This is a genomic window from Vogesella amnigena (assembly GCF_042648905.1).
Lineage (GTDB): Bacteria > Pseudomonadota > Gammaproteobacteria > Burkholderiales > Chromobacteriaceae > Vogesella > Vogesella amnigena.
Map to the genome: position 1 here is coordinate 1 of NZ_JBHRYH010000019.1, position 24,083 is coordinate 24,083.

Here is a 24,083-nt window from a genome sequence, read left to right on the forward strand (position 1 = left end):
TCCGTGTCACTTTCTCTTGCAGTGCAAGTGTCTGGCTTGCCAGGCACTTACACCTATCGGTTATTTGGTTTGTTAAAGAGCGGGCTGACTTCGTTTCGTGTCGTCAGCAGCAGAGGAGGCGAACTATACCCATCGCCCCGAACCGCGTCAACACCCAGCCGCCAGAAAATTAGCAATAATTCAGCAAGTAATTGATTTTCAAGGACACTGATTGTCGCACCAGCAACGCCGGGAGAGCGTACTCCTGCCGAAGTGTCGCCAAATTAGTATTTTGTTTCATGCCAAAGGCATTTATTGGTGGTTTGTATCCTGAATGTTTTGACAGCCTCTCTTTGCATCAATACCATGAATGCGAATTGTTCTTATAACCAACTTCAGACTCATTATGGAATCGCGTGTCTTTCACTACGGTACGCTTGGCCTGATTGGCGCAGCACATCTTGGTTTGCTGCTATGGACTGCCAGCCCGAGCCTGGCGGTGACTCCTCCAGTACTGCTGCCGCTGACCATGGTCAGTATCAGTGATGCGCCCAAATTGACCACTCCCGCGCCGCAACCGGCCAAAGTCGCGCCCATGCCCAAAGTACGGCAGAAGGTGAGCAAGCCGAGCACGCCACCTGCGCCGGCACCTCGTCTGCTGGCAACCGCTGCGCCAGCAACACGCACCATCAGCCAGAGTGAGGCCGCGCCTGCTGCAGCCAAGGAACAGACGGCAGCGACAACGGAGACCAGCAGCAATCCGAACCAGGAGAGTGCTGCGGCAAGGCAGGAAGTAGCGATTACGCCGCCGACCCATATCAAGGGCTACCTGAACAACCCGAAGCCGGAGTACCCACCGCTGTCGCTGGAGCTGGGAGAGGAAGGCACGGTGTATCTGCGCATCGCCGTCAACAGTAATGGCAAAGCCACCGCCGTGAGTGTGGCCAGATCCAGCGGCTTTCCGCGCCTGGACAACTCCGCTCGTCGCACCGCTGCCGGCTGGTCATTCCACCCGGCCATGCGCGGCAGCGAACCGGTGGATTACAGCTACGTCACCCCTATCCAGTTTGTCCTTCCACATAAGACCAAAGCCTGAACATGAACCTGATGCACACCTTTGAACAGGGCGACGCCATTCTGGTGTCGGTTTTCCTGAGCCTGATCCTGATGTCGGTACTGACCTGGTACTTCATCGTGCTGCGCGGTTGGCGCGCCTGGCAGACCATGCGCCATAACCGCCGTGCCGAAGCCCAGTTGTGGGAGGCCGGCAGCTGGAAGGAGGCGGAAGGTCAGCTGGCAGACTGCCCGGCGCCGGTTTCCGCGCTGCTGCGCGATGGTCTGGTGGCGCTGCGCAAATACCAGCAGCACAGCAGCAGCTCGCTGGGGCAGGCCTGCTCGCTGGATGACTACCTGACCCGCGCGCTGCGCAAACGCCTGTCGCAGGAGCAGCAACGTCTGGAGGGCGGCATGACCGTACTGGCCACCATCGGCTCCACCGCGCCGTTCATCGGCCTGTTCGGCACGGTATGGGGCATCTATCACGCGCTGGTGAATATCGGTGTGCAGGGCCAGGTGTCGATCGCCACCGTGTCCGGCCCGATCGGCGAGGCGCTGGTAGCCACCGCCGCCGGCCTGGCGGCGGCGATTCCCGCCGTGCTGGCCTACAACACCTTCACCCGCCTGAACCGGGTGATCAACCAGGAAATGGATCACTTCACCCATGATCTGCATGCCCACCTGCTGACCGACGGAGGCAATGATGGCGTTCGGTAGTTTCGACAAGGGCGCCGATGCGCCGATGTCCGAGATCAACACCACCCCGCTGGTGGATGTGATGCTGGTGCTGCTGGTGGTGTTCATCATCACCGCGCCGCTGCTGACCAATGCCGTGCAGGTGAACCTGCCACAGGCCAACGCCAGCCAGCATGAAGACCGCCCGGAGGCGATCCGCCTGGCGATCAACGCCGATGGCCGCCTGTACTGGAACGATCTGCCGATCGAGCCGGGCCGTCTGAAAAGCCGCTTTGCCGAGGCGGCGGCGGCCAATCCGGCAGTAGAGCTGCATCTGCGCGCGGACAAGGCCGTGCGCTACGAGCTGGTGGCAGAAACACTGGCCGCCGCGCAGAGCAGCGGTGTCAGCCGTATCGGTTTTGTAACCGAAGCTCAGTAACCCTTTCCCCCCTGCATTGCCTCGCATGCGGCCAACCCTGGTTGGCCGCAGGGGGACGCTTTTGCCTTTTTTCTCGCATAACGACACACACGATATGAAAAAGACCGCTTCCATCATTGCCACCCAGGCAAGCCCCAAGACCCTGCCCCACACCATGCTGGCCACCATGCTGGCCGCCAGCCTGGCGCCCGGTCTGGCGCTGGCCGCCGACAGCACTGCCACCGCCAACAATGACGCCACCACGCTGGAAACCGTGGTGGTAACCGGCGAGCAGCCCAAGCGCGGCAGCTACCAGGCCGGCACCACCACGCTTGGCAAACAGAAGCAGGCGCTGAAAGATGTGCCGCAGGCGGTGTCGGTAGTGACCCGCCAGCTGATCGCCGACCAGGGCGACTACAATATGCGCGAGGTACTGAAGAACGTATCCGGCATTACCTTCCAGGCTGGCGAGGGTGGCCGCTCCGGCGACTCCATCATCCTGCGCGGCTTCTCCGCCTTCGGCGATACCTACCGCGACGGCCAGCGCGACGCGGCGCAATACAACCGCGACCCGTTCACCGACGAAAAGATCGAAGTGCTGAAAGGCGCCAGCTCGATGCTGTTCGGTCGCGGCTCCACCGGTGGCGTCATCAACCAGGTGAGCAAGACGCCATTCGCCGGTGAGCTGGCGGAAGTCACCGGCACCGTGGGCAGCAACGACTTCTTCCGCAGCACCATGGATGTCAACCAGGCACTGTCCGACACCGCCGCCATCCGCCTGAACGTGATGGGCACCAAGGACGGCAGCGCTGACGGCGTCAGCGAAGCCAAGCGCCACGGCATTGCGCCGTCGCTGGCATTTGGCCTGGGCGAAGACACCACCGTGGTGCTGTCGCACCTGCAGCTGAAGGAAAACAATACCCCGATGCTGGGTGTGCCGTTCGACCCCAACACCCTGCAACCGATCGATGTGCCGGTGGATCGCTACTTCGGCCTGCGCGGCATGAACAGCGAAGACCTGACCAGCAATATCAGCACCGCGCGCGTGACCCACAAGTTCGACAGCAAGAACGAGCTGGCGGCGCAGCTGCGCGTGGGCCGCTATGACCGTACCGTACTGGTCTCCCAACCGCAGCTGCGCAATTCGCCGGCCGGCACGCCGGTTACCGACAGCACCCAGCTTGGCTACAGCGGCAAACTGCGCGGCGCCATCAACGAGAACCAGGCGCTGAGCGTGGATTACAGCAGCGAATTCGACACCGGCAACTTCAGCCACAAGCTGCTGCTCGGCAGCGAGTTCGTGCACGAAACCCAGACCGCCGACAGCTACTTCGCCGATGCCCTGGCCAGCGTGCTGGGCAGCGTGGGCAACCCGGAAGCCTATTACACCGGCAGCTACCGCCGCGCGCGCAACAGCAGCTTTGCCACCCACAACATCGCGGCCTACGCCACCGACACCGTAACGCTGACCCCACAGCTCAAGGTAATGGGCGGCCTGCGCATGGACTGGCTGGAAGGTACCTACAATACCTACAACACCACCACCGGCGCCCAGACCGCCACTCGCAAGCGTGACGACAAGGGCCTGAGCTACCGCACCGGCCTGATCTGGCAACCGACGCAGCAATCCAGCTACTACCTGGGTTACAGCAGCCTGATGAACCCGTCCGGCGAGGCCTACCAGTTCGACCTGTCCAGCGGCCTTACCACCAACAACCAGAAACCGGAACGCAACAAGCACTACGAACTGGGTGCCAAGTGGGATCTGGCCGAGGGTGACGCCACCCTGCGTGCCGCCGTGTTCCGCACCGAGAAGCTGTACGAGCGCAACACCGACGCGCTGTCGCCGGATGTGTCCATTCTGTACGCCAAGCGCCACACTGATGGCATTGAAGTGGAAGTGGCTGGCCGTCTGAGCGAGCGCTGGGAAGTATTCGCCGGCGCCACGCTGATGGATCCGAAGATCGATCAGGGCTGGGCCAGCAATGCGCCGACAGACGCCAACAAGGGCGCCGTGCCGAAATACACACCGAAGAAGACCGCCAACATCTGGTCTACCTACAAGCTGACCGACAAGATCACCGCCGGCCTGGGTGTGTACTACGTGGGCAAACGCTACGTGGCCGACAGCAGCAGCGACCAGTCGCGTACCCGCTTCGCCCCGAGCTACGTGCGTACCGACGCCATGCTCTCCTACGAGGAACGCAAGTACAGCGTGAAGCTCAACATCAACAACCTGACCAACGAGAAGTATTACGACGCCCTGTACGGTGGCCATGCCTCCGCCGCGGCGCCGCGTGAGTTCCAGCTCACCGTGGGCTACAAGTACTAAGCCGCGCGCCTTGCGGCCAACCTGGCAACCGGTTGGCCGCAAGGCCGTTTTGGCGATGATGGCAGCGCCATCGCCAAAACGCTGGCAGGATGCCACCACCCCATCTTGCGCGTCTGCCAACCCGTTTTATCCAGGACAAGCCCCATGCTGCTGCATATTCCCGAACTACTGACCCGCGAAGAACTGGCCCACGCCCGCATGCTGCTGGCCAATGCCGACTGGGAGGACGGCCGCGTCAGCGCCGGCCAGCAGGCGGTACAGGTCAAACACAATCTGCAACTGCCCCCCACCGGCAATACCGCGCGCGAACTGGCAGCGCTGGTGCAGCGCGCACTGGCGCGCAACCCGCTGTTCATGTCCGCCGCACTGCCCAAAACCGTGATGACGCCGATGTTCAACTGCTACCAGGGCGGCATGAATTACGGCAACCACGTGGACAACGCCGTGCGCCACGACCCGCTGTCTGGCCAGTACGTGCGTACCGATGTTTCCTGCACGCTGTTTTTCAGCGAACCGGAGGAATATGAAGGTGGTGATCTAGTGGTGGAAGACACCTATGGCAACCACCGCGTGAAGCTGCCGGCGGGTGACATGATTCTGTATCCGTCCACCAGCCTGCACCGGGTAGAGCCGGTAACGCGCGGCGCGCGGCTGGGGTCATTCATGTGGACACAAAGCATGGTGCGCGACGACAGCAAGCGGGCGCTGCTGTTCGACATGGACATGGCCATCATCGGCCTGCGTCAACGCGTGGGGGAATGCCAGGAACTGGTCAATCTGACTGCCGGCTACCACAACCTGCTGCGGCAGTGGGCGGAGCTGTAGCGGCCGCACGGACAAAAAAAACCCCGCCGGACACAGCCGGCGGGTCACCGTGGGACAGAGCAAAACCCTGATAATCAGGATTTAAAGCCAGCTGGCAGCAAGCTGCCAACCGTCGGACGACGCTCAGAAGCCGGCAGGCAGACCATGCCTGTGACAGTTCGGCTTGTTCACATCGCCCTACCTCACCCGTTGCCGGGAGGGGGTCGGGTGGCGGTCGCACAGACCGCGCATTCCATCAGGCCGTGCCGCAAGCGGCAACAGCACATAAATCAAGGCATCCAGTATCGATGCAAAATCGGGCGCAAGCCAGCAAAACTTGCATTCCGCGCCGCAGCTGGCGTGTTGGCGTTGCGCCAATTCCCGCCATGACAGACAAGCAGTCGCCGGCAAGGTTTCCTGGCCACGCCGACAAGCCCAGTCATCGATAGTAGCCGGCAAAGCTTTCATTTTGCTGACAGCCATGGCCGACAACGCCGCCAGACGAACCTGCATGCCAAATTTTTTAACAATCCAGCATTTAACTTTCCACAATCACAGTCATGAGGATAGTTAATTGCCAACTTATGTCATTCAGCAAAACAAACAGGTAAACTGGCAAGCCTGAAAATCACTAAGCTGCTCAAGCAGCAGGAATTTTTCAATGGCACGCGCAAGCTTACTGAGTGGCCCCCGGATTGACAAAGCATTCTTACGCATGTTTACCATGCAAAAAAATCATGGAAAACCCGGAATGAAACTCCCGCCGCTGAATGCCCTGCGTGTGTTCCTGGTGGCCGCAGAACAGCACTCCTTCACCAGGGCCGGTGAAACCCTGCACCTGACCCAGGGCGCGGTGAGCCGCCACATCCAGACCCTGGAAGCACACTATGGCCTGCCGCTGTTCGTGCGCCAGGCACGCGGCCTGGCGTTGACCCCGGAAGGCGCCGCGCTGCTGCCGGCGGTGCGCGACGCCTTTGCCCGCATCGAGGCCGCCAGCGACGCCATTTCCCGCCGCTCGCGCGAGCTGCGGGTAAAGGCCAGCCCGTCGATTGCCTCGCGCTGGGTACTGCCCAAGCTCACCCAGTTCCGCAACCTGCACCCGGAACTCACCGTATTCCTGGTGACCGTCACCGCCTTCGACCCCAACTTCAAGAGCCGCGAGTACGACATCTCATTCCAGGCCAGCCTGACCAAGGAGCCGGGGCTGATCTACCACCGCCTGCGCAGCACCCGCTTCGTGCCGGTAGCCTCGCCTGCGCTGTTCCAGGGCAAGCCGCTGCCCACCCCGGCCGAGTTTCGCAACTACCCGCTGCTGCACCCCTCGCATGAGGATCCATTCTGGGCGGAGTGGTTCGCGGTGGCCGGCGTGAGTGACCACGGCAACCCGGAAGCCTACGCCTTCGATACGCTGGACCTGGCCATTGTCGCCGCCAGCCGTGGCATGGGTATTACCCTGGCCGAAGAAAGCATGATTGCAGACGACCTGGCCACCGGCATGCTGGTGCAGCTGTCCGACATCGCGCTGGTAACCGACTGGGCCTACTACCTGATCTATCCGCAGGAACTGGCCACCCTACCCAGCGTGATCGCCTTCCGCGACTGGGCGCTGGGCGAATTCAGCGATTCGCCATCGGCTGCTGCCGAGAGCTGAGCCACAGTCCCGGATGCGCCGGCGGCTTAACCGGGCGACATCTTCTGCGCCAACAACAAGGCCCGGCATTGCCGGGCCTTGTGCGTTAACGTTGGCCGCATCAACTGTCGATGGCCGCGGCCGGCTTGCGCCAGCGGGCGGCCAGCCCGTCGAACCACAGGTACAGCACCGGGGTGATGTACAGCGTCACCAGCTGCGAAAACACCAGCCCGCCCACCACCGCCACGCCCAGCGGCTGGCGCAGTTCGGCGCCGGCCCCCAGCGCCAGCGCAATCGGCAACGCACCCATCATCGCCGCCAGCGTGGTCATCAGGATCGGCCGCAGCCGCAGCAGGCAGGCGCTGCGGATGGCGTCATACGGCGCCATGCCCTGCTCGCGCTGCGCCACCAGCGCAAAGTCGATCATCATGATGGCGTTCTTCTTCACGATGCCGATCAGCATCAGGATGCCGATGCCGGCAATGATGGTCAGCTCCTGCCCCATCAGCATCAGCGCCCCCAGCGCGCCCATGGCCGCCGATGGCAGGCCGGCGAGAATCGTCAGCGGGTGGATGTAGCTTTCGTACAGCACGCCCAGCAACACGTAGATCACCACCAGTGCCACCAGGAACAGCGCATTCTGGCTGCTCTGCGACTCGGCAAACGCCGCCGCGTCACCGGCGTAGCTGGTGAACACGCTGGCCGGCAGGCCAATATCCTGCTGGATGCGCTTCAGATGCTGATCCACCTCGCCCAGCGCCACGCCGGGCGGCAGGTTGAACGACAGCGTCACCGCCGGCAGCTGCCCCTGGTGGCTTACCGATACCGGCCCCACGCTGCGACGCACGCTGGCGATACTGGCTAGCGGCAGCAGCGTGCCGTTGCTGCCGCGCACATACAGCCGGGTCAGGTCGAACTCGTTGACGCGGTAGGCGGCGTCCAGCTGCAGCAACACCGAGTAGCTGTCGCTGGAGGTGTAGATAGTGGCCACCTGGCGCTGGCCGAAGGCGGTGTACAGCGCAGTGCGGATGCTCTGCATGCCCACCCCCAGCTGCGCCGCCTTGTCGCGGTCCACCACCAGCTCCGCCTGCAGGCCCTTACGCTGCGCATCGCTGTTCACGTCCTGGAACAGCGGGTCGGCGCGCATGCCGCGCTCCATCTTGTCGGCCCAGTCATACAGCCCCGTCGCATCCACACTCTGCAGCACGTACTGGTAGCGGCTCTTGCTGGAGCGCCCGCCCAGGCGCAGGTTCTGCACCGGGTTGAGGAACACCGTCAGGCCATTCACCTTGCGCAAGTCCTTGCGCAGGTCTTCCACCACCTGCTGCACGCCGACACGTTGGCCGCGCGGCTTGAGGGTGACGAACATCCGCCCGCCGCTGTCGCTGACCGAAGAGGTAATCGCCGCCACATGTGGGCTCTGCTGCACGATGGCGGCGGCCCGGGCCTGCAGCGCCAGCAGCCGGTCGTAGGACACATCCTGCGCCACCTCGGTATTGACCTGGATCTGGCCGGTGTCCTCAACCGGGAAGAAGCCCTTGGGAATGGCGCTGAACATCCACCCAGAGCCCAGCACGGTGCCCAGTGCCAGCAGCAGGGTAAAGCGGCGATGGTGCAAGGCCAGATCCAGCGTGCGCTCGTAGCCGGCCAGCAGCGCATCGAAGCCGCGCTCGAACAGCCGCGCCAGCACATTGCCCCTGCCACCGGCGGCATGGTGCGGCATGTGGTCGGCACGCAGAAAGCGCGAGGCCAGCAGCGGAATCAGCGTCAGCGACACCACGGCCGACACCAGCACCGCCAGCGTCACCACCACGGCGAATTCGTGGAACAGCAGGCCGATCACGCCTCCCATGTAGAAGATGGGGATGAAGATCGCCACCAGCGACAGCGAGATGCTGATGATGGTGAAGCCGATCTCGCGCGAACCGCGCAGCGCTGCCGCCAGCGGTTTCTCGCCCTGCTCCATGTAGCGCACGATGTTTTCCAGCACCACGATGGCATCGTCCACCACCAGCCCCACCGCCAGGGTGAGCCCCAGCAGCGAGATGTTGTCGATGGAGTAGCCCAGCAGGTACATCAGCCCCATGGTGCCGATCAGCGAGATCGGCAGCGTCAGCGCCGGAATCACCGTAGCGGCCAGCCGCTGCAGGAACATGAAGATCACCATGATCACCAGCGCCACGGTAAGCAGCAGGGTGAGGTTCACATCATGTACCGCCTCGCGGATGGAACTGGAGCGATCGGACAGCGGCGTCAGCCGCACCGAGCCCGGCAGCTGCGCCGACAGCTTGGGCAGCATGCCGCGAATGGCATCCACCACCGCCACGGTGTTGGCATCCGACTGGCGGAACACCGCCAGCACGATGGAGCGTTCACCATTCACCCAGCTGCCGGTCTTCAGGTTTTCGATGCTGTCTTCCACCCGAGCCACATCGGCCAGGCGCACCACATTGTCACCGTTGCGGCCAACCACCAGGCGGGCAAACTCGGCGGCATTGCGATACTGGCTGTCGCTCTTTACCGTCAGCACTTGCGAGCGGCCTTCCAGCGTGCCCAGCGGCGTGTTGCCGTTGGCCGCACGCAGCACGGTGGCCACCTCGTCTAGCGTCAGATTGCGGGCGGCCAGCTTCTGCGGATCGGCCTGCACCCGCACCGCGTAACGCTTCTGACCGAAGATCTGCACCTGCGCCACACCGTTGATGGTGGACAGCGTGGGCGATACCAGATTGTCGGCGTAATCGTTCAGCTCGGTCAGCGACAACGCCGGCGAGTTCAGCGCCAGCAGCAGGATCGGCGCATCGGCCGGGTTCACCTTGCGGTAGGACGGCAGATTGGTCATTTCGTCCGGCAGGCTGCGCTGCGCGCGCAGCAAGGCCGCCTGCACGTCCAGCGCCGCGCCGTCCAGGTCACGGCCGGGCACGAATTCCAGCGTAATCGAGGTGCTGCCCAGCGCGCTGTTGGAGCTGATCACCGCCACTCCGGGAATGGTGGCGAACTGCTTTTCCAGCGGCATGGCCACCGAGGTGGCCATGGTTTCCGGGCTGGCGCCCGGCAAGCTGGCCGAGACGTTGATGGTGGGAGTTTCATAGCTGGGCAGCGCGGCAATCGGCAGCCGCCCCATGGCCAGCAGGCCGCCAACAATCAGCGACAGGCACAGCAGCACCGTCATCACCGGACGGCGGATACACAGTTCGGAGATATTCATCACTGCGCTCCGCTGGCTGGCCGCCTGGCCGCCTTACCTGCCTGCGCCAGTGTGCAAGCGGCGAACGCCGCCTTGCGCGCCGGTGCTGCTGCGGCAGCAGCGCTGGCCGCGCCCTTGCCGGTTGGCTTGCGGGCCGGCAGCGGGCTCACCTGCTCGCCCGGGCGCACGTTCTGGCCACCGCTGACAATCACCTTCGCCCCCGGCTGGATGCCGCGCACGATGGCCTGCTCGCTGCTGATTGCCAGCAGCTGCACCGGCACCTGCCGCGCCTTGCTGTCGGCACCCACCACGTAGGCGAACTGGCCATCCGGCCCGGTGATCAGCCCGGCCACCGGGAAGGCGGCGGCATCACGGTATTGCCCGGCCTGCAGCTGCACGCTGACATACTGCCCCGGCCACAACGCGGCATCGTCATTGCTGAAGCGCGCCTTCAGCAACACATTGCCGCTGGCGCTGTCCACCGCGCTGTCGATAAAGCTCAGCTCGCCACGGCGGCAGACGCTGCCATCGCTGCTTTGCGCCAGCACCGCCAGCGGGGCGCTGGCCTGCGCCTGCCGTACCGCCGCCAGCTGCTGTTCCGGCAGGGTAAAACTCACCATTACCGGGTTCACCCGGGTAATGGTCACTACCGGTTCGGCCATGCCGGTGGTCACCAGCGCCCCCGGCGCCAGGCTGATGGCGCCGATGCGGCCAGCCACCAGGGCGCGCAGCTGCTTCTGCTGCACCGCCACCTGCGCGCTCTGAATCTGCGCGCGGTCGGCGGCCAGCGTGGCACGCCGCGTGTCGGCAGTTGCCTGCAGGGTGTCCAGCGCGCTTTGCGAGATGAACTGCTGCCGCACCAGATCACGGCCGCGCGCCAGCTCACGCTCGGCGCTGTTCAACTGCGCCTGGTCGCTGGCCAGCTGTGCCCTGGCCTTGGCCAGTGCCGCCTGCTCACTGGCGTCGTCCAGCTGCACCAGTAGCTGGCCCGGCTTCACCATGCTGCCTTCCTGCACCAGGATGCGGCTGATCACGCCATTGGCTTGCGGCCGAACCTCCACCCGCTCCAGCGCGGTGACACTGCCATTGGCAGCGAGCAGCACCGGCTGCTTGTTGGCCACCACCGGCGCCAGCTGCACCACCGTTGGCCGCTTGGCTTTGGTTTGCTCCGAAGCCGGCTGGCTACCCGACTGCCACCACATACCAGCAGCGACTGCCGCCAGCACCACGCTACCAATCACGATCTTCTTGTTCATTTTCTGTCGCTATGCGTCAACAGGATTTTTGATCCTGCTAGCCTAACCAATTCCAGCTGCAAGGGGATGACCAAGTTAATTAATGAGTATGAATAAGATCGACTATCGAGACATTTGACGCCAACAGCGGGCAAAACAAAGGCGGCCCCACTGGGGCCGCCTGCTGTGCTGCGCGACTACCCGCGCAGCTTACTTCTTGTCATCACCCACATGCGGCTTGAGCAGCTTGCCCAGCAGCGGGTTGTCCAGCTTCTTGCCGTCCTTGGCGTTGGAATCCTTGCCGAAGCGGTCCGGCGAGCCGGCCTTGCGCAGGTTCTCGCGCACTTTCACCGCCTCGAAACGATTCAGATCGTAAAAGTTGATCGGCATGGCAGGCTCCTGAATGGCAAAGCGCGGCAGTATGCCGCGCCACCGTGCTGGCTGTCCACCAAAAACTGCCGGCAAAACAGGCAGTTAGTCACAACAGCGTCAAAAAGCGTCAACCGGGGCGGCACTATTCCCGGCATTGTCATGTCGATGTGCTTTGATACAGGGGCATCCCCATAAACAGCAAGGAGCACGACATGAGCCTTTTCGATCAACTGGGTGGCATGCTGGGTGGCGACAACAGCCAGCTGCTGCAAAGCGCGCAAACGCTGCTGAATGACAATGGTGGCATCTCTGGCCTGGTGGAGAAGTTCCAGCAGGGCGGCCTGGGCGACATCGTATCGTCGTGGGTGGGCACCGGCGCCAATCTGCCGATCAGCGCCGAGCAGATCCAGGCGGTACTGGGCAACGAGCAGATTGCCGGCCTGGCCGCCAAGCTGGGGCTGGACAGCAGCCAGCTGTCGCAGCAGGTGGCCGAGCACCTGCCGGGGCTGATCGACCGCCTGACCCCGAATGGCGAAGTGCCGCAAGGCAATGACCTGCTGTCGCAGGGCGCCAGCCTGCTGGGCGGCTTGTTCAAATCCTGAACGGCAGCACGCAGCACGCAAAAAGGCGGCCTTGGCCGCTTTTTTGCTGTCACCCCGTAGCCCGGATAAACCGCAGGCGCATCCGGGGTGGTAACAGTCCCCGGATGCGCTGCGCTTATCCGGGCTACCAATTTGTCCCGGCGCCGGCTTCAGCCACCGCCGCCCAGGTAGTCCACCTTGCCCAACGGCACGCCGTTGTGGCGCAGGATGGCGTAGGCAGTGGTGAGGTGGAAGTAGAAATTGGGCAGTACGAAGAACTGCAGGTAATCCTGGCCGGTGAAGTTCAGCGTCTGGTGGGGAAACTTCAGCACGATGTCGCGGCTTTCGCTGCCTTCGAACTGCGCCGGTTGCAAACCCTGCAGGAACACCACCGTCTTGGCGATGCGCTGCTGCAATTCATCGAAGCTGGTTTCGGTATCCGGAAAGCTGGGGATATCCACCCCGGCCAGGCGCGCGCCACAGCCCTTGGCAGTATCGGTAACGATCTGCACCTGGCGGATAAACGGAAACATGTCCGGCGCCAGCCGGGCCTGCAACAGCACGGCGGCATCGAACTTGCGTGACTCGGCGTTCAGCAGCGCCTTGTTGAGAATGGCGGACAGATTGCCCAGCGCGTGCAGCAGCACCGGCACCGAGGCCTGGTACATGGAAAGCGGCATGATGATAGCCCCGAAGGTGAAGTGAAGCGGCCACGCTGGCCGCAGGAACACTTCACCATAGCCGATACCGGCAGCAAGAAAACCTGCTTGTCCACCGGGCTTCAGTCGGCAGCCGGCTCGCTCTTGCGCTTGCGACCGCGCTTGCCCTGCTGCGCCTGCGCCTGGGCGCGGTACCACGCCTCCAGCGCCTCTTCCGCGTTCATGATGTGTTGCCGCAAAAACGCCGCCGCGCTGATGGCATCCTTCTGGCGGCAGTATTCCAGCAGTTGGGTGTGCTCGTGGTGGGCGCGGTCGTTGAAGCCGGTGAGCAGGATCTGCATGCGGGTGTAGCGGTCGGTGCGGTTGTGCAGCTGTTCGATGATGGCCAGCGTCTGGCCGCGCCCGGCGGCGCGGTACAGCGCCATGTGGAACTGGGCATTGAGAATGCCCCAGGCGCTGATGTCCTTGTCGCGCAGCGCCACCTCGAACCTGGCCAGCAGCGCCTCGGCCTCGGCAATGTCGGCGCTGGTCTGGCGCGGTATCGCCTCCAGCAGCACATCGCACTCCAGCAGCACCCGCACCCGCAGCAGCTCGACGATTTCCGGCAGCGACAGCTGCGACACCACCGCGCCCCTGTTCTCGATGATGTTTACCAAGCCTTCCGCTTCCAGCTGGCGCAAGGCTTCGCGGATCGGCACCCGGCTCATACCCAGCTCGCGCGACAGCGCTTCCTGGCGCAGCTGGCTGCCATCGGCCCACTCCCCAGCCAGGATGCGCTGGCGGATGGCTTCGGTGGCAACAACGGTAAGACTTTGCGGAGTGTCGGCGGCTTGGTTCATGGGGTTCTCTCGAAACGGCGGCGCTACCTTACCACAGCGCACACTGCCTTTTAATCCATCGATCGCCGGGGCGAAAACACCCCGGCGCAGATATTACATACCGATATAGGCAGTTTTTACCGTGGTGTAGAACTCCGCCGCGTAGCGACCCTGCTCGCGCGGGCCGTGGCTGGAGCCTTTGCGGCCGCCGAACGGCACGTGGTAGTCCACCCCGGCGGTAGGCAGGTTCACCATCACCATGCCGGCCTCGCTATGGCGGCGGAAGTGGGTGGCCAGCGCCAGCGACTGGGTGCAGATGCCGGAGGCCAGGCCGAACGGCGTGTCGTTGGCCAGCTGCAGTGCGTGCTCGTAGTCATCGGCACGCAGCACCGCCGCCACCGGGCCGAAGATTTCCTCGCGGCTGATGGCCATTTCCGGTGAGCAGCCGGCAAACAGCGCCGGCGACTGGTAATAACCGGGCGTTGCCAGCTGCAGGCGCTCGCCGCCGCACAGCAGGCTGGCGCCCTGGGCCAGGCCTTTTTCCACATAAGCGAGGTTGCCGGCCAGCTGCGATTCGCTGGCCACCGGGCCGATCTGCGTTTCCGCCGCCAACGCATTGCCCACCCGCAAGGCGGCAGTGCGTTCGGCCAACCTGGCGACGAAGGCATCGTGAATGCCGCTGCACACGATCAGCCGGCTGCTGGCGGTGCAGCGCTGGCCAGTGGAATAGAACGCGCCGTTGATCGCGCATTCCACCGCCTGTTCCAGCTTGGCGTCGTCGGCAATCAGCAGCGGGTTCTTGCCGCCCATTTCCAGCTGCACCTTGATGCCGCGTGCCGCGCAGTCTGCGGCCAACCTTTCGCCGGTAGCCTGCGAACCGGTAAAGCTCAGCGCATCGATACCGGCATCCAGCAACGCCGGGCCCAGTACGCGGCCGCTCCCCATCACCAGGTTGAACACCCCGGCCGGCAGGCCGGCACGCTGCAGAATGTCGGCCAGCGCCCAGGCCGAGCCCGGCACCAGTTCTGCCGGCTTCATCACCACGGTGTTGCCAAAGGCCAGCGCCGGCGCGGCTTTCCAGGCCGGAATGGCGATAGGGAAGTTCCACGGCGTAATCAGCCCCACCACGCCCACCGGCTCACGGCTGATCAGCACTTCCACGCCGGGGCGCACCGAATCCACCATCTCGCCATGCGCGCGCAGCGCTTCGCCGGCAAAGAACTTGAAGATGTGGCCGGCGCGGGTCACCTCGCCGATGGCTTCCGGCAGGGTCTTGCCTTCCTCGCGCGCCAGCAGCGTACCCAGCTCCTGCTTGCGCGCCAGGATTTCGTTGCCGGCGGCGTCCAGAATGTCGGCGCGCTGCTGCGGCGTGGTGCGCGACCAGGCCGGAAAGGCCGCGCGGGCGGCAGCTACAGCCTCGCGCATGTCGTCGGCACTGGCGCTGGCATATTCGCCCACCACGTCATCGAGGTCGGAGGGGTTGCGGTTGATGATGGCCGGCTGCCCGCCGCGCCATTCGCCGTTGATGAGGTTGCAATGCATGGAAACTCCTGCCGAAAAAATAGCCTTCCAGCCGCGGGGGGCGGGCGGGAAGGCAATCGAGTGGTAGATACCGTTTTGGCGGTCAAACCGAGTAAAGCTGCGGCCAACGTTATGAGGCGCCAGACTGCCCTACGGGGAGCGCCGGTCAAAATGGTGTTCGCCAGGTTTTAAGACGGCACTTGAGCCGTTTGACGTTAGCAAACGGTGAATTGCCGGCGCCTGGCGAATGCCTTTTTGGCCGGGGTTTCGCGGACCATTAGGGCGAGCGGGGTAGCCAGGGGGCGGCGGTACGCCCCCTGGCCCGTCCGCCGGGCGGAACCGGCGACTTCAAACAGCATCCGCGTAGCGGATACAAAACCATACGCGGTAGCCGTTGGGCCTCGCTACGCTCGACGCCAACCTACGTGTGCAGGCGGAACGCCCTGCACTATTAAATGGCCGGCAGCTGTGGGCGAGCCGCCAGGCCAGCCTTGATCACCGCGGCCACGCGCTCGCGTTCGGCGCCGGCCAGCGGCAGACGCGGGGCGCGCACATGCTCGGTGCCTACGCCAACCATGGCTTCGCACAGCTTCAGGTTCTGCACCAGCTTCATCGATACATCCAGATGCAGCAGCGGTGCGAACCAGCGGTAGATGGCGCGGGCCTCTTCCAGGCGGCCAGCCTTGGCCAGTTTGTAGATGGCCACGGTCTCTTTCGGGAACGCCACCACCAGGCCGGCAACCCAGCCGTCGGCACCCATCACGATGCTTTCCAGCGCCAGGTCATCCACGCCGCTGAAGATGGCGTAGCGGTTGCCCACCGCGTTGATCACGTTGGTCAGGGTGCGGATGTCGCCGCTGGATTCCTTGATCGCCACGTACTTCGGCTCTTTCGCCATCTCTACGTACATTTCCGGGGTGATGTTCACGCCGTAAGCGATCGGGTTGTTGTAGATCATGATCGGCAGCGGGCTGGCATCGGCCACACGCTGGTAGTGATTGATGGTCTCGCGCTCGTCGGACACGTAGCGCATGGCCGGCAGCAGCATGATGCCGTCGGCGCCGGCGGCGTGCGCGGCCTGGGCCAGCGCGGCTGCGGCGCGGGTGCTGTCTTCGGCCACGGTCAGCAGTACCGGCTTGTTGCCGGCCACTTCCTTGGCAGCCTTCAGGATGGTGATTTTCTCGTCCGCGGTGAGGGTGGAGGCTTCGCCCAGCGAACCACACACGATGATGCCGTCGGCGCCGCATTCCAGCTGCCACTTGATGTGGTTCACGGTGCCGGCGATGTCCAGCGATTCGTCAGCGTTGAACTTGGTGGTTACGGCGGGGAAAACGCCAGTCCAGAGATGTGCCATGGTGTTGCTCCTTCAGGGGGTAGGGTGCAGCGGCTGTGCTGCGGTCCATTCCATGCTAGGGCTTTTTGAATACAAAACTCAACAGTTTTTGCATTCAAAATCCACATCGCAGTGCAGCATGCGCTTATCCAAAATCGACGGTGATTTTTTACAACACCACCAGAAAAGCTTGATTTAACAGCCTTTCAGACACATAAACAGTAGATACAAGAGTGTATGCAACGTGTGGTGTTTTAGCAAAATTGCATCCAATTATTGTATTCAATGCAACAAAATCCTACAGTGAAGCCAACGCAAGCCAAGGAGCACAGCGATGGCAGTAAGCGAATTTGAATGCATTGATGGCCACACCTGCGGCAACCCGGTGCGGCTGGTCACCAAGGGCGCACCGGAGTTGAACGGCAACACCCAGGCCGAGCGCCGGCTGGATTTCCTGGAACGCTACGACTGGATGCGCACCGGCCTGATGTACGAACCGCGCGGCCATGCACAGATGTCCGGCGCCTTCCTCTACCCGCCCACCCGTGACGATTGCGATGTGGCTGTGCTGTACATCGAAACCAGCGGCTGCCTGCCGATGTGCGGCCACGGCACTATCGGCGTGGTCACCATGGCCATCGAGCACGGCATCGTTACGCCGCGCACTCCAGGCGTGCTGAACCTGGACACCCCGGCCGGCAAGGTAGTGGCCGAGTACACGCAGGTTGGCCGCAAGGTGAAATCGGTGAAGCTCACCAATGTGCCGTCCTTCCTGCTGCTGCAGGACGTGGAAGTGGAGATCGCCGCGCTGGGCAAGCTGAAAGTGGACATCGCCTACGGCGGCAACTTCTACCCCATCGTGGAAGCGCAGCAGAACTACCGCGACATGGCCGACTACACCCCGGCACAGCTGGTGGCGATGGGCAATGAAATGCGCGACTACATCAACGCGCACTATGAAATCGTGCATCCGCTGGATGCCAATATCCGTGGCGTGCGCCATGTGCAGTGGACCGGCGCGCCGAAGACGCCAGGCTCGCATGCAGCCAACGCGGTGCTGTACGGCGCGGCGGCACTGGACCGCTCGCCATGCGGCACCGGCACCTCGGCACGGCTGGCGCAGCGCTACGGCCGCGGCCTGATGAAGAAGGGCGATGTGCTGGTGCACGAGAGCATCATCGGCAGCCAGTTCACCGGCACCATCGAGGCGGAAACCGAAGTTGCCGGCATCCCGGCCATCATCCCCGGCGTGGCTGGCTGGGCGATCACCACCGGCTACAACCGCATCCTGCTGGACGATGCCGATCCGTATGTACACGGCTTCGTGGTGGGTTGATGGAAGCCATCGCTAAGCCTGCTGCGCGGGCCGATTGCTGCGTTGCGCGGTGCTCGCTCCCTCGCTGTACCACTCGTACTACCTCGGTCGCTGCGCTCCGGGCGCCTTGCACTCGGCCCGCTCGCGACGGCTTTTCGAGGCTTCCATGCCATGACAATGAATAAACACGTAATCGTGGTCGGTGCCGGCGTGGTGGGCATCGCCACCGCGCTGCAGCTGCGGCTGGCCGGCTGCCGCGTCACCCTGCTGGACCGCGGCGAGCCGGCAATGGAAACCAGCTACGGCAATGCCGGCGCCTTTGCGGTAAGCGACATCATTCCGCTGGCCGAACCGGGCGTGCTGCGCAAGGTACCGGGCTGGATGTTCGACCCGCTGGGGCCGCTGGCACTGCGCTGGCGCTACCTGCCCAGCCTCACGCCATGGCTGCTGCGCTTTCTGGCCGCCAGCCGCCCGCGCAAGGTGGCCGAGCTGACCAAGCAGCTGAACGCGCTGCTGTCACGGGTGAACGCCGACTACGCGCCGCTGATCACCCGCGCCGGGCTGGAGCCCATGTGGCGCCGCCACGGCAACCTCACCCTGTATCGCAGCGAGGCGGAATTCCGCGCCGCCGAAGCCGCCTGGAACACCAAGCGCGCCCATGGCGTGGCGTGGCGCAAGCTGGATCGCGCCGCGCTGGCCGCCACCGCGCCGCAAGTGAGTGACGAATGGCAGGTGGCGGTGGAAGTGCCGCAGTGGTCGCACGTGGACGACCCGTACACCTTCAGCCGTGGCCTGTTCGATGCCTTCATCCGCGAGGGTGGCAGCTTCATCCAGGACGAGGTGCTGGCCACCGCCAGCGAAGCTGGCCACATCGTCGGCGTGGACACCGAAAACAGCGGCCGGCGGGCTGCCGACTGCGTGGTGATTGCCTGCGGCGTGTGGAGCGACCGCTTCAGCCAGCAGCATCGCTGCCGCATACCGCTGGAAAGCGAGCGCGGCTACCACGTCACTCTGCCGCATGCCGGCGTGGCGCTGCATCACTTCATCCAGTGCGCCAGCGAAAGCTTCGTGATTCTGCCGATGGCGAATGGCGGCCTGCGCCTGGCCGGCACCGTGGAGCTGGCCCATCGCGACGCGGCGCCGAACTGGGAGCGTGCCCACATCCTGCTGGACAAGGCGCGGCGCATCGTCGGCGATTTCGACACCCGCGACATGACGGTATGGATGGGCAACCGCCCGTCGGTGCCGGACACCCTGCCGGTGATCGGCCCGGCGCCGGATACCGCCGGCCTGTATTTCGCCACCGGCCACGGCCACCTGGGCCTGACGCTGGCAGCCACCACCGGCGCGCTGCTGGCAGAACAGATCTGTGCGCTGGCGCCCAGCATGGATACCACGGCTTATCGGCCGGACCGTTTTTGAAGCATTTCCCGGTGCATGTCGTACCGGGGGTTTTACCCGCACGCGGCAACAAGACCGCAATACAACTCTTGGGCAACAAACAGCCGCCCTGCGGCCAACCTTCCCTGTAGTGAACACAAAGGAGAAACAATATGAAAGCTTCCATCGCACCGCGCGCGCTGCACCTGGTTCTGGCCCTGGGCGGCATGATGGCCCCATTCGCCATCAGCGCGGCACAGGCCGATACCGTGGTGAAACTCGGCTTTTCCTCGCCGCTGTCCGGCCCGCAGGCGCACTACGGCAAGGACAATGAAAACGCCACCCGGCTGGCAATCGACGACCTGAACGCCAAGCCGATCACCATCGGCGGCCAGAAAGTGAAGTTCGAACTGGTGTCCGAGGACGACCAGGCCGACCCGCGCGTTGGCACCCAGGTGGCACAGCGGCTGGTGGATGCCGGCGTGAAGGCAGTAATCGGCCACTTCAACTCCGGCGTGTCCATCCCCGCTTCGCGCATCTACTCCGATGCCGGCATTCCGCAGCTGTCGGTATCCACCAACCCCGCCTACACCACCGCCGGCTACAAGACCACCTTCCGCCTGGTAGGTAGCGACAGCCAGGTGGGCGGCGCGCTGGGCCGCTATGCGGTAATGCAGCTGAAGGCACAGCGCATCGCCGTCATCGACGACCGCTCCGCCTACGGCCAGGGCATTGCCGACGAATTCATCAAGTCGCTGCAAAGCATGGGCAAAAAGCCGATCAAGCGCGAATACACCAATGACAAGGCCACCGACTTCACCGCCATCCTCACCGCGCTGAAGGCGCAGAACCCGGACGTGGTGTTCTACGGCGGCGCCGATGCGCAGGCCGCACCGATGGCACGCCAGATGAAGCGCCTGGGCATCAACGCCAAGCTGATGGGCGGCGACATGCTGAGCACCCCCACCTTCATCAAGCTGGCCGGCGCCGATGCTGGCGGCCACTTCTCGGCAGTGCCGGGTGGCGAGCTGGGCTCGCGCCCGGCCGGCAAGGACTTCGAAACCCGCTACAAGGCACGCTTCAAGCAGGACGTGGTACTGCTTGGGCCGCAGTTCTACGACGGCGTAATGATCGTGGCCGATGCCATGAAGCGCGCCAACTCCACCGAGCCGGCCAAGTTCCTGCCCTTCATCGCCAAGACCGGCTACAAGGGCGTAACCGCCGACTTCAACTTCGATGGCAGCGGCAACCTGAAAAACGCGCCGGTGACCATCTCCGCAGTGGAAGGCAATGACTGGAAGGTGAAGACCGTCGTGCAGTAAAAGCGTGCTCACGATCTTGCGCGCCAAGGCGAACCACGGCGGAGGCGGCGCTGACATCAGGTCAGGGCGCCGTCCGCAGCGGTTTCCATAGCGTATGGCCGAGGCGCAGCAGATCGTGAGCAGGCCCGTAGGGCACCTCGAAAAACCCGGATCTCCTATCGAGATAATGCGGCGAGACAAGGCGCGAACGAAAAATCTCAATACAGCATGTGCTTGATATGTAAGGAGATATTTTTCGTGAGCAAGGCAGTGTCGCGACGAAAGCGGGAGTTTTTCGAGGCGCCCGGTAGTACTCCTGGTCGGTTTGTAGTCGCACTTGGGGCCGGCACTCGCCGGCCACTTTTTTGTCGGGTGGGCATACCCACCAGCGCAACCTTGCCGATGGGCGTGGCCCAGGGCCTTTGCCCACCCTTCCCTCGTCGCGTACCCACGATACCGTGAAGCGCCTTTTTACTGGAAGCACCATGCCCTACCCCACCACCCGCGGCGCCAGCGCCACCACCCAGCAGGAGCAACACGCATGAACTGGCAGACCCGCAGCTTCGACACCATCGAAATGCATACCGGCGGCGAGCCGGTGCGCATCATCCCCGGCCTGATCGACGACATCCACGGCGCCGACATCCTGGCCAAGCGCCGCGACATGCGCGAGCGGCTGGACGGCGTACGCAAACTGCTGATGTTCGAGCCGCGAGGCCACTACGACATGTATGGCGCGGTGCTGGTGCGCCCCAGCCTGCCCGGCGCCGACCTCGCCGTACTGTTCATCCACAACGAGGGCTACAGCACCATGTGTGGCCACGCGGTGATCGCGCTGGCGCGCTATGCGGTGGATCAGGGCCTGGTGGCGCGCACCGCGCCGCTGACGCGGGTGGGCATCGAATGCCCGTGCGGCCTGGTTACCGCCTGGCTGGCGGAAGACGGCAGCGTCAGCTTCGACAGCGTGCCAGCCTTCGCCTTTGCGCTGGATCACGAGCTGGACGTGCCGGGGGTTGGCCGCATCCGCGTCGACATCGGCTACGGCGGCGCCTTCTACGCCGTTGCCCCGGCGGCGAAACTTGGCGTATCGCTGGACGGCCGCCTGCGCGACATCGTGGACGCCGCCACCACGCTGAGCGAGGCAGTACGCCGCAGCATCAGCGTGCGCCACCCCGAAGCCGAGGACCTGGGCTTTCTGTACGGCAGCATCCTCACCGACGGCAAGGAACACGCCGCCGACGGCCCCAGCCGCAATGTGTGCGTATTCGCCGACGCCGAAGTGGACCGCAGCCCCACCGGGTCCGGCGTCACCACCCGCATGGCGCTACGCCACGCCCACGGCCTGGTGGCTGCGGGAGAAAGCTGCAAGTTCGAGAGCATCACCGGCGCCCGCTTTAGCGCCAGCGTGAACGGCCCGGCCAGCCTGCCCGGCCACGATGCGGTAACCATCCGCGTAAGCGGCCGCGCCTACTACAGCGGCAAAGCCAGCTGGACACTGGAAGCGGACGACGCAATCGGACGGGGGTTTTTGTTGCGCTGAGCCCGCCCTACCTGCTAACCAGCAACCGTAGCCCGGATAAGCCGCAGGCGCATCCGGGGACAAGATGCAGGCACATCCGGCTTGCTCGGCGCATCCCCGGATGCGCTGCGCTTATCCGGGCTACGGACACAACAAAAAACCGGCCCGCAGGCCGGTTCGATTACCGCAAAAAAATACACCTCAACCGCGCGCCAGCGCCGCCTGGGTGATGGTGGACAGCGTGGCGCGGGTGCTGATGATTTCCGGCGGCAGGCGGATTTCCAGCAGCGTGCCATTCGGGCGCGCCAGTGCGCGTTCCAGCGCGGCGTCGAACTCGTCATTGCTGGCGATGCGCTCGGCGGCGTAGCCGTAGGCGCCGGCCAGCTGGCAGAAGTCCGGGTTGCCAAGCTGGGTGCCGCTGATGCGGTTGGGGTACTCGCGCTCCTGGTGCATGCGGATGGTGCCGTACACGCCGTTGTTGAGCAGCAGGATGATGGATTTGCCGCCGTGCTGCAGCGCGGTGGCCAGTTCCTGGCCGTTCATCAGGAAATCGCCGTCGCCGGCGATGGTGAAGGCAGTGCGGCCGGTGGCGAGGTTGGCCGCAATGCCGGCCGGCACGCCGTAGCCCATGGCGCCGTTGGTGGGCGCCAGCTGGGTTTTGTGGCCTTTCGCCACACCGTGGTACTGGAAGTAGCGGTGGATCCAGCTGGCAAAGTTGCCGGCGCCGTTGGTGATGACCGCATCGCCCGGTAGCTGGCGCTGCAGACTGGCGATGACGCGCGGCAGGTCGATGTCGCCGCTGATGCCTTCACTCAGCCCGGCCAGGCGTTGCGGCACCAGGTTGGCGCGGTAGTCGGCGTTCAGCTGCTGGCTCCAGGCCTGCCAGCGCGGTGCGGCTGCCGGCGCCGGCAGCGCGGCCAGTGCCTGCGCGGCGGCGTTGACGCCGGACTGGATCGCCACGTCGGCCTGATACACGCGATCCAGCTCATCGCCCTGCGGCAGGATGTGCACCAGCTGCTGCTGGCTGCGCGGCGCCTGCAGCAGGGTGTAGCCGCCAGTGGTCATTTCGCCGAGGCGGGCGCCGATGGCGATGATCAGGTCGCTGTTGCGGATGTTGGCCGCAAGCTGAGGGTTGATGCCGATGCCGACGTCGCCGGCATACAGCGGGTGATGGTTGTCGAAGGTGTCCTGGAAGCGGAAGGCATTGCCCACCGGCAGCTGCCAGCGCTCGGCAAAGGCTTGCAGCGCGGCGGCGCCTTCGGCATCCCAGCCACTGCCGCCAGCAATGATCAGCGGGCGTTCAGCCTTTTCCAACAGTCGCTGCAGCGCGGCGATGCCAGCCGGGTCCGGGTACGGTGTTACCGCTTCCACCCGCGGCAGCGGCTGCAGGCTGTCGGCCACCGGCTGCACCAGCATGTCTTCCGGCAACACCAGCACCACCGGGCCGGGACGGCCGTTCATGGCGGTGGCGAAGGCGCGGCTGATGTATTCCGGGATGCGGTTGGCGTCGTCGATGCGCTCCACGCGCTTGGCCATGCCCTTGGTGGACGGGCCGAAGTACACGCTGTAGTCCATTTCCTGGAACGCTTCGCGGTCGCGGCAATCGCTGCCCACGTCGCCCACCAGCAGCACCATGGGGGTGGAATCCTGGAACGCGGTGTGCACGCCGATGCTGGCGTTGGTGGCGCCGGGGCCGCGCGTTACCAGGCACACGCCGGGGCGGCGCGTGAGCTTGCCGTGCGCCTCGGCCATGAAGGCGGCGCCGCCTTCGTTACGGCAGGCCACGAAGCGGATCTGCTCGCGGCTGCGATAGAAGCCGTCCAGCACCGCCAGGTAGCTTTCGCCCGGCACGCCAAAGGCGATGTCCACACCCTGTGCCACCAGGCACTCCACCAGCAGATGCCCTGCCAACTTGCTGTTCATGCATTACCCCCTTGTCGGTGGTGATTGGTCATCACGCGGCCAACCTTA

At 64.3% G+C, this 24,083-nt stretch carries 19 protein-coding genes; 11 read left to right on the top strand and 8 right to left on the bottom strand.

What is annotated here, in order from left to right; genetic code table 11:
• The first annotated feature begins 349 nt into the window (after nucleotides 1-349).
• The 6 genes from ACFOKJ_RS09520 (at nucleotide 350) to ACFOKJ_RS09545 (ending at nucleotide 6,915) form a co-directional block, all read left to right on the top strand.
• Nucleotides 350-1,075: an energy transducer TonB gene (locus ACFOKJ_RS09520; RefSeq protein ID WP_390278988.1), complete on the top strand. Its 726-nt coding sequence runs from the start codon at nucleotides 350-352 to the stop codon at nucleotides 1,073-1,075.
• A 2-nt stretch (nucleotides 1,076-1,077) separates the two neighbouring features.
• Nucleotides 1,078-1,752, top strand: a complete 675-nt coding sequence (locus tag ACFOKJ_RS09525; protein ID WP_390278990.1) for a MotA/TolQ/ExbB proton channel family protein — start codon at nucleotides 1,078-1,080, stop codon at nucleotides 1,750-1,752.
• A complete protein-coding gene (locus ACFOKJ_RS09530) occupies nucleotides 1,736-2,149 on the top strand; it encodes an ExbD/TolR family protein (protein WP_390278992.1) in 414 nt (137 codons plus the stop codon). Before ACFOKJ_RS09525 ends, ACFOKJ_RS09530 begins: the two co-directional genes overlap by 17 nt.
• 94 nt (nucleotides 2,150-2,243) lie before the next feature.
• The gene (locus tag ACFOKJ_RS09535) at nucleotides 2,244-4,460 is read left to right on the top strand and encodes a TonB-dependent receptor (RefSeq protein WP_390278994.1); all 2,217 of its coding nucleotides are present in this window, start codon (nucleotides 2,244-2,246) and stop codon (nucleotides 4,458-4,460) included.
• A gap of 144 nt (nucleotides 4,461-4,604) precedes the next feature.
• Nucleotides 4,605-5,285, top strand: coding sequence for a Fe2+-dependent dioxygenase (locus tag ACFOKJ_RS09540; protein WP_390278996.1), 681 nt, complete (start codon nucleotides 4,605-4,607; stop codon nucleotides 5,283-5,285).
• Nucleotides 5,286-6,015: 730 nt separating this feature from the next.
• On the top strand, nucleotides 6,016-6,915 hold the full coding sequence (locus ACFOKJ_RS09545) for a LysR substrate-binding domain-containing protein (protein ID WP_390278998.1): 900 nt from the start codon (nucleotides 6,016-6,018) through the stop codon (nucleotides 6,913-6,915).
• A 100-nt stretch (nucleotides 6,916-7,015) separates the two neighbouring features.
• On the opposite strand, the gene ACFOKJ_RS09550 is transcribed toward ACFOKJ_RS09545, so the two are convergent.
• From ACFOKJ_RS09550 to ACFOKJ_RS09560, 3 genes are all read right to left on the bottom strand, one after another.
• Nucleotides 7,016-10,099 carry an efflux RND transporter permease subunit gene (locus ACFOKJ_RS09550; protein WP_390279000.1) on the bottom strand — a complete coding sequence of 1,028 codons (3,084 nt, stop codon included), beginning with the start codon at nucleotides 10,097-10,099 and terminating at the stop codon, nucleotides 7,016-7,018.
• Nucleotides 10,099-11,334 carry an efflux RND transporter periplasmic adaptor subunit gene (locus ACFOKJ_RS09555; RefSeq protein WP_390279002.1) on the bottom strand — a complete coding sequence of 412 codons (1,236 nt, stop codon included), beginning with the start codon at nucleotides 11,332-11,334 and terminating at the stop codon, nucleotides 10,099-10,101. Before ACFOKJ_RS09555 ends, ACFOKJ_RS09550 begins: the two co-directional genes overlap by 1 nt.
• A 189-nt stretch (nucleotides 11,335-11,523) precedes the next feature.
• Nucleotides 11,524-11,703: a hypothetical protein gene (locus ACFOKJ_RS09560; RefSeq protein WP_390279004.1), complete on the bottom strand. Its 180-nt coding sequence runs from the start codon at nucleotides 11,701-11,703 to the stop codon at nucleotides 11,524-11,526.
• 194 nt (nucleotides 11,704-11,897) lie between these two features.
• Between ACFOKJ_RS09560 and ACFOKJ_RS09565 the strand changes: the two genes are divergently transcribed.
• Nucleotides 11,898-12,287: a YidB family protein gene (locus ACFOKJ_RS09565; RefSeq protein ID WP_390279006.1), complete on the top strand. Its 390-nt coding sequence runs from the start codon at nucleotides 11,898-11,900 to the stop codon at nucleotides 12,285-12,287.
• A 149-nt stretch (nucleotides 12,288-12,436) separates the two neighbouring features.
• On the opposite strand, the gene ACFOKJ_RS09570 is transcribed toward ACFOKJ_RS09565, so the two are convergent.
• The 4 genes from ACFOKJ_RS09570 to ACFOKJ_RS09585 all read right to left on the bottom strand — a co-directional run bounded on the left by ACFOKJ_RS09570 (nucleotide 12,437) and on the right by ACFOKJ_RS09585 (nucleotide 16,618).
• Entirely contained in the window at nucleotides 12,437-12,946 is a 510-nt protein-coding gene (locus tag ACFOKJ_RS09570; RefSeq protein WP_390279008.1) for a DUF1993 domain-containing protein, read from the bottom strand.
• 101 nt (nucleotides 12,947-13,047) lie between these two features.
• Complete coding sequence (locus ACFOKJ_RS09575) at nucleotides 13,048-13,764, bottom strand: GntR family transcriptional regulator (RefSeq protein WP_390279010.1); 717 nt, start codon at nucleotides 13,762-13,764, stop codon at nucleotides 13,048-13,050.
• Between the two features lie 93 nt (nucleotides 13,765-13,857).
• Nucleotides 13,858-15,285, bottom strand: coding sequence for an aldehyde dehydrogenase family protein (locus tag ACFOKJ_RS09580; RefSeq protein WP_390279012.1), 1,428 nt, complete (start codon nucleotides 15,283-15,285; stop codon nucleotides 13,858-13,860).
• Nucleotides 15,286-15,715: 430 nt separating this feature from the next.
• Complete coding sequence (locus ACFOKJ_RS09585; protein ID WP_390279013.1) at nucleotides 15,716-16,618, bottom strand: dihydrodipicolinate synthase family protein; 903 nt, start codon at nucleotides 16,616-16,618, stop codon at nucleotides 15,716-15,718.
• Between the two features lie 313 nt (nucleotides 16,619-16,931).
• Here ACFOKJ_RS09585 and ACFOKJ_RS09590 point away from each other — a divergent pair, with 313 nt between their 5' ends.
• The 4 genes from ACFOKJ_RS09590 (at nucleotide 16,932) to ACFOKJ_RS09605 (ending at nucleotide 22,133) form a co-directional block, all read left to right on the top strand.
• Nucleotides 16,932-17,933 carry a 4-hydroxyproline epimerase gene (locus tag ACFOKJ_RS09590; RefSeq protein WP_390279015.1) on the top strand — a complete coding sequence of 334 codons (1,002 nt, stop codon included), beginning with the start codon at nucleotides 16,932-16,934 and terminating at the stop codon, nucleotides 17,931-17,933.
• A 150-nt stretch (nucleotides 17,934-18,083) separates the two neighbouring features.
• Nucleotides 18,084-19,334, top strand: a complete 1,251-nt coding sequence (locus ACFOKJ_RS09595; RefSeq protein ID WP_390279016.1) for an NAD(P)/FAD-dependent oxidoreductase — start codon at nucleotides 18,084-18,086, stop codon at nucleotides 19,332-19,334.
• Nucleotides 19,335-19,465: 131 nt separating this feature from the next.
• Complete coding sequence (locus ACFOKJ_RS09600) at nucleotides 19,466-20,614, top strand: branched-chain amino acid ABC transporter substrate-binding protein (protein WP_390279018.1); 1,149 nt, start codon at nucleotides 19,466-19,468, stop codon at nucleotides 20,612-20,614.
• Between the two features lie 520 nt (nucleotides 20,615-21,134).
• Nucleotides 21,135-22,133 (top strand): proline racemase family protein, encoded by a 999-nt coding sequence (locus ACFOKJ_RS09605; protein ID WP_390279020.1) that lies wholly within the window; start codon nucleotides 21,135-21,137, stop codon nucleotides 22,131-22,133.
• Nucleotides 22,134-22,313: 180 nt separating this feature from the next.
• Here ACFOKJ_RS09605 and ACFOKJ_RS09610 read toward each other — a convergent pair whose 3' ends face one another.
• The gene (locus tag ACFOKJ_RS09610; RefSeq protein WP_390279022.1) at nucleotides 22,314-24,035 is read right to left on the bottom strand and encodes a thiamine pyrophosphate-binding protein; all 1,722 of its coding nucleotides are present in this window, start codon (nucleotides 24,033-24,035) and stop codon (nucleotides 22,314-22,316) included.
• Nucleotides 24,036-24,083: the final 48 nt, after the last annotated feature.

Excerpts from the sequence above, each read along its gene's own strand:
- ACFOKJ_RS09520 (WP_390278988.1), top strand. The coding sequence starts at position 350 with ATGCGAATTGTTCTTATAACCAACTTCAGACTCATTATGGAATCGCGT.
- ACFOKJ_RS09525 (WP_390278990.1), top strand. The coding sequence starts at position 1,078 with ATGAACCTGATGCACACCTTTGAACAGGGCGACGCCATTCTGGTGTCG.
- ACFOKJ_RS09530 (WP_390278992.1), top strand. The coding sequence starts at position 1,736 with ATGATGGCGTTCGGTAGTTTCGACAAGGGCGCCGATGCGCCGATGTCC.
- ACFOKJ_RS09535 (WP_390278994.1), top strand. The coding sequence starts at position 2,244 with ATGAAAAAGACCGCTTCCATCATTGCCACCCAGGCAAGCCCCAAGACC.
- ACFOKJ_RS09540 (WP_390278996.1), top strand. The coding sequence starts at position 4,605 with ATGCTGCTGCATATTCCCGAACTACTGACCCGCGAAGAACTGGCCCAC.
- ACFOKJ_RS09545 (WP_390278998.1), top strand. The coding sequence starts at position 6,016 with ATGAAACTCCCGCCGCTGAATGCCCTGCGTGTGTTCCTGGTGGCCGCA.
- ACFOKJ_RS09550 (WP_390279000.1), bottom strand. The coding sequence starts at position 10,099 with ATGAATATCTCCGAACTGTGTATCCGCCGTCCGGTGATGACGGTGCTG.
- ACFOKJ_RS09555 (WP_390279002.1), bottom strand. The coding sequence starts at position 11,334 with ATGAACAAGAAGATCGTGATTGGTAGCGTGGTGCTGGCGGCAGTCGCT.
- ACFOKJ_RS09560 (WP_390279004.1), bottom strand. The coding sequence starts at position 11,703 with ATGCCGATCAACTTTTACGATCTGAATCGTTTCGAGGCGGTGAAAGTG.
- ACFOKJ_RS09565 (WP_390279006.1), top strand. The coding sequence starts at position 11,898 with ATGAGCCTTTTCGATCAACTGGGTGGCATGCTGGGTGGCGACAACAGC.
- ACFOKJ_RS09570 (WP_390279008.1), bottom strand. The coding sequence starts at position 12,946 with ATGCCGCTTTCCATGTACCAGGCCTCGGTGCCGGTGCTGCTGCACGCG.
- ACFOKJ_RS09575 (WP_390279010.1), bottom strand. The coding sequence starts at position 13,764 with ATGAACCAAGCCGCCGACACTCCGCAAAGTCTTACCGTTGTTGCCACC.
- ACFOKJ_RS09580 (WP_390279012.1), bottom strand. The coding sequence starts at position 15,285 with ATGCATTGCAACCTCATCAACGGCGAATGGCGCGGCGGGCAGCCGGCC.
- ACFOKJ_RS09585 (WP_390279013.1), bottom strand. The coding sequence starts at position 16,618 with ATGGCACATCTCTGGACTGGCGTTTTCCCCGCCGTAACCACCAAGTTC.
- ACFOKJ_RS09590 (WP_390279015.1), top strand. The coding sequence starts at position 16,932 with ATGGCAGTAAGCGAATTTGAATGCATTGATGGCCACACCTGCGGCAAC.
- ACFOKJ_RS09595 (WP_390279016.1), top strand. The coding sequence starts at position 18,084 with ATGACAATGAATAAACACGTAATCGTGGTCGGTGCCGGCGTGGTGGGC.
- ACFOKJ_RS09600 (WP_390279018.1), top strand. The coding sequence starts at position 19,466 with ATGAAAGCTTCCATCGCACCGCGCGCGCTGCACCTGGTTCTGGCCCTG.
- ACFOKJ_RS09605 (WP_390279020.1), top strand. The coding sequence starts at position 21,135 with ATGAACTGGCAGACCCGCAGCTTCGACACCATCGAAATGCATACCGGC.
- ACFOKJ_RS09610 (WP_390279022.1), bottom strand. The coding sequence starts at position 24,035 with ATGAACAGCAAGTTGGCAGGGCATCTGCTGGTGGAGTGCCTGGTGGCA.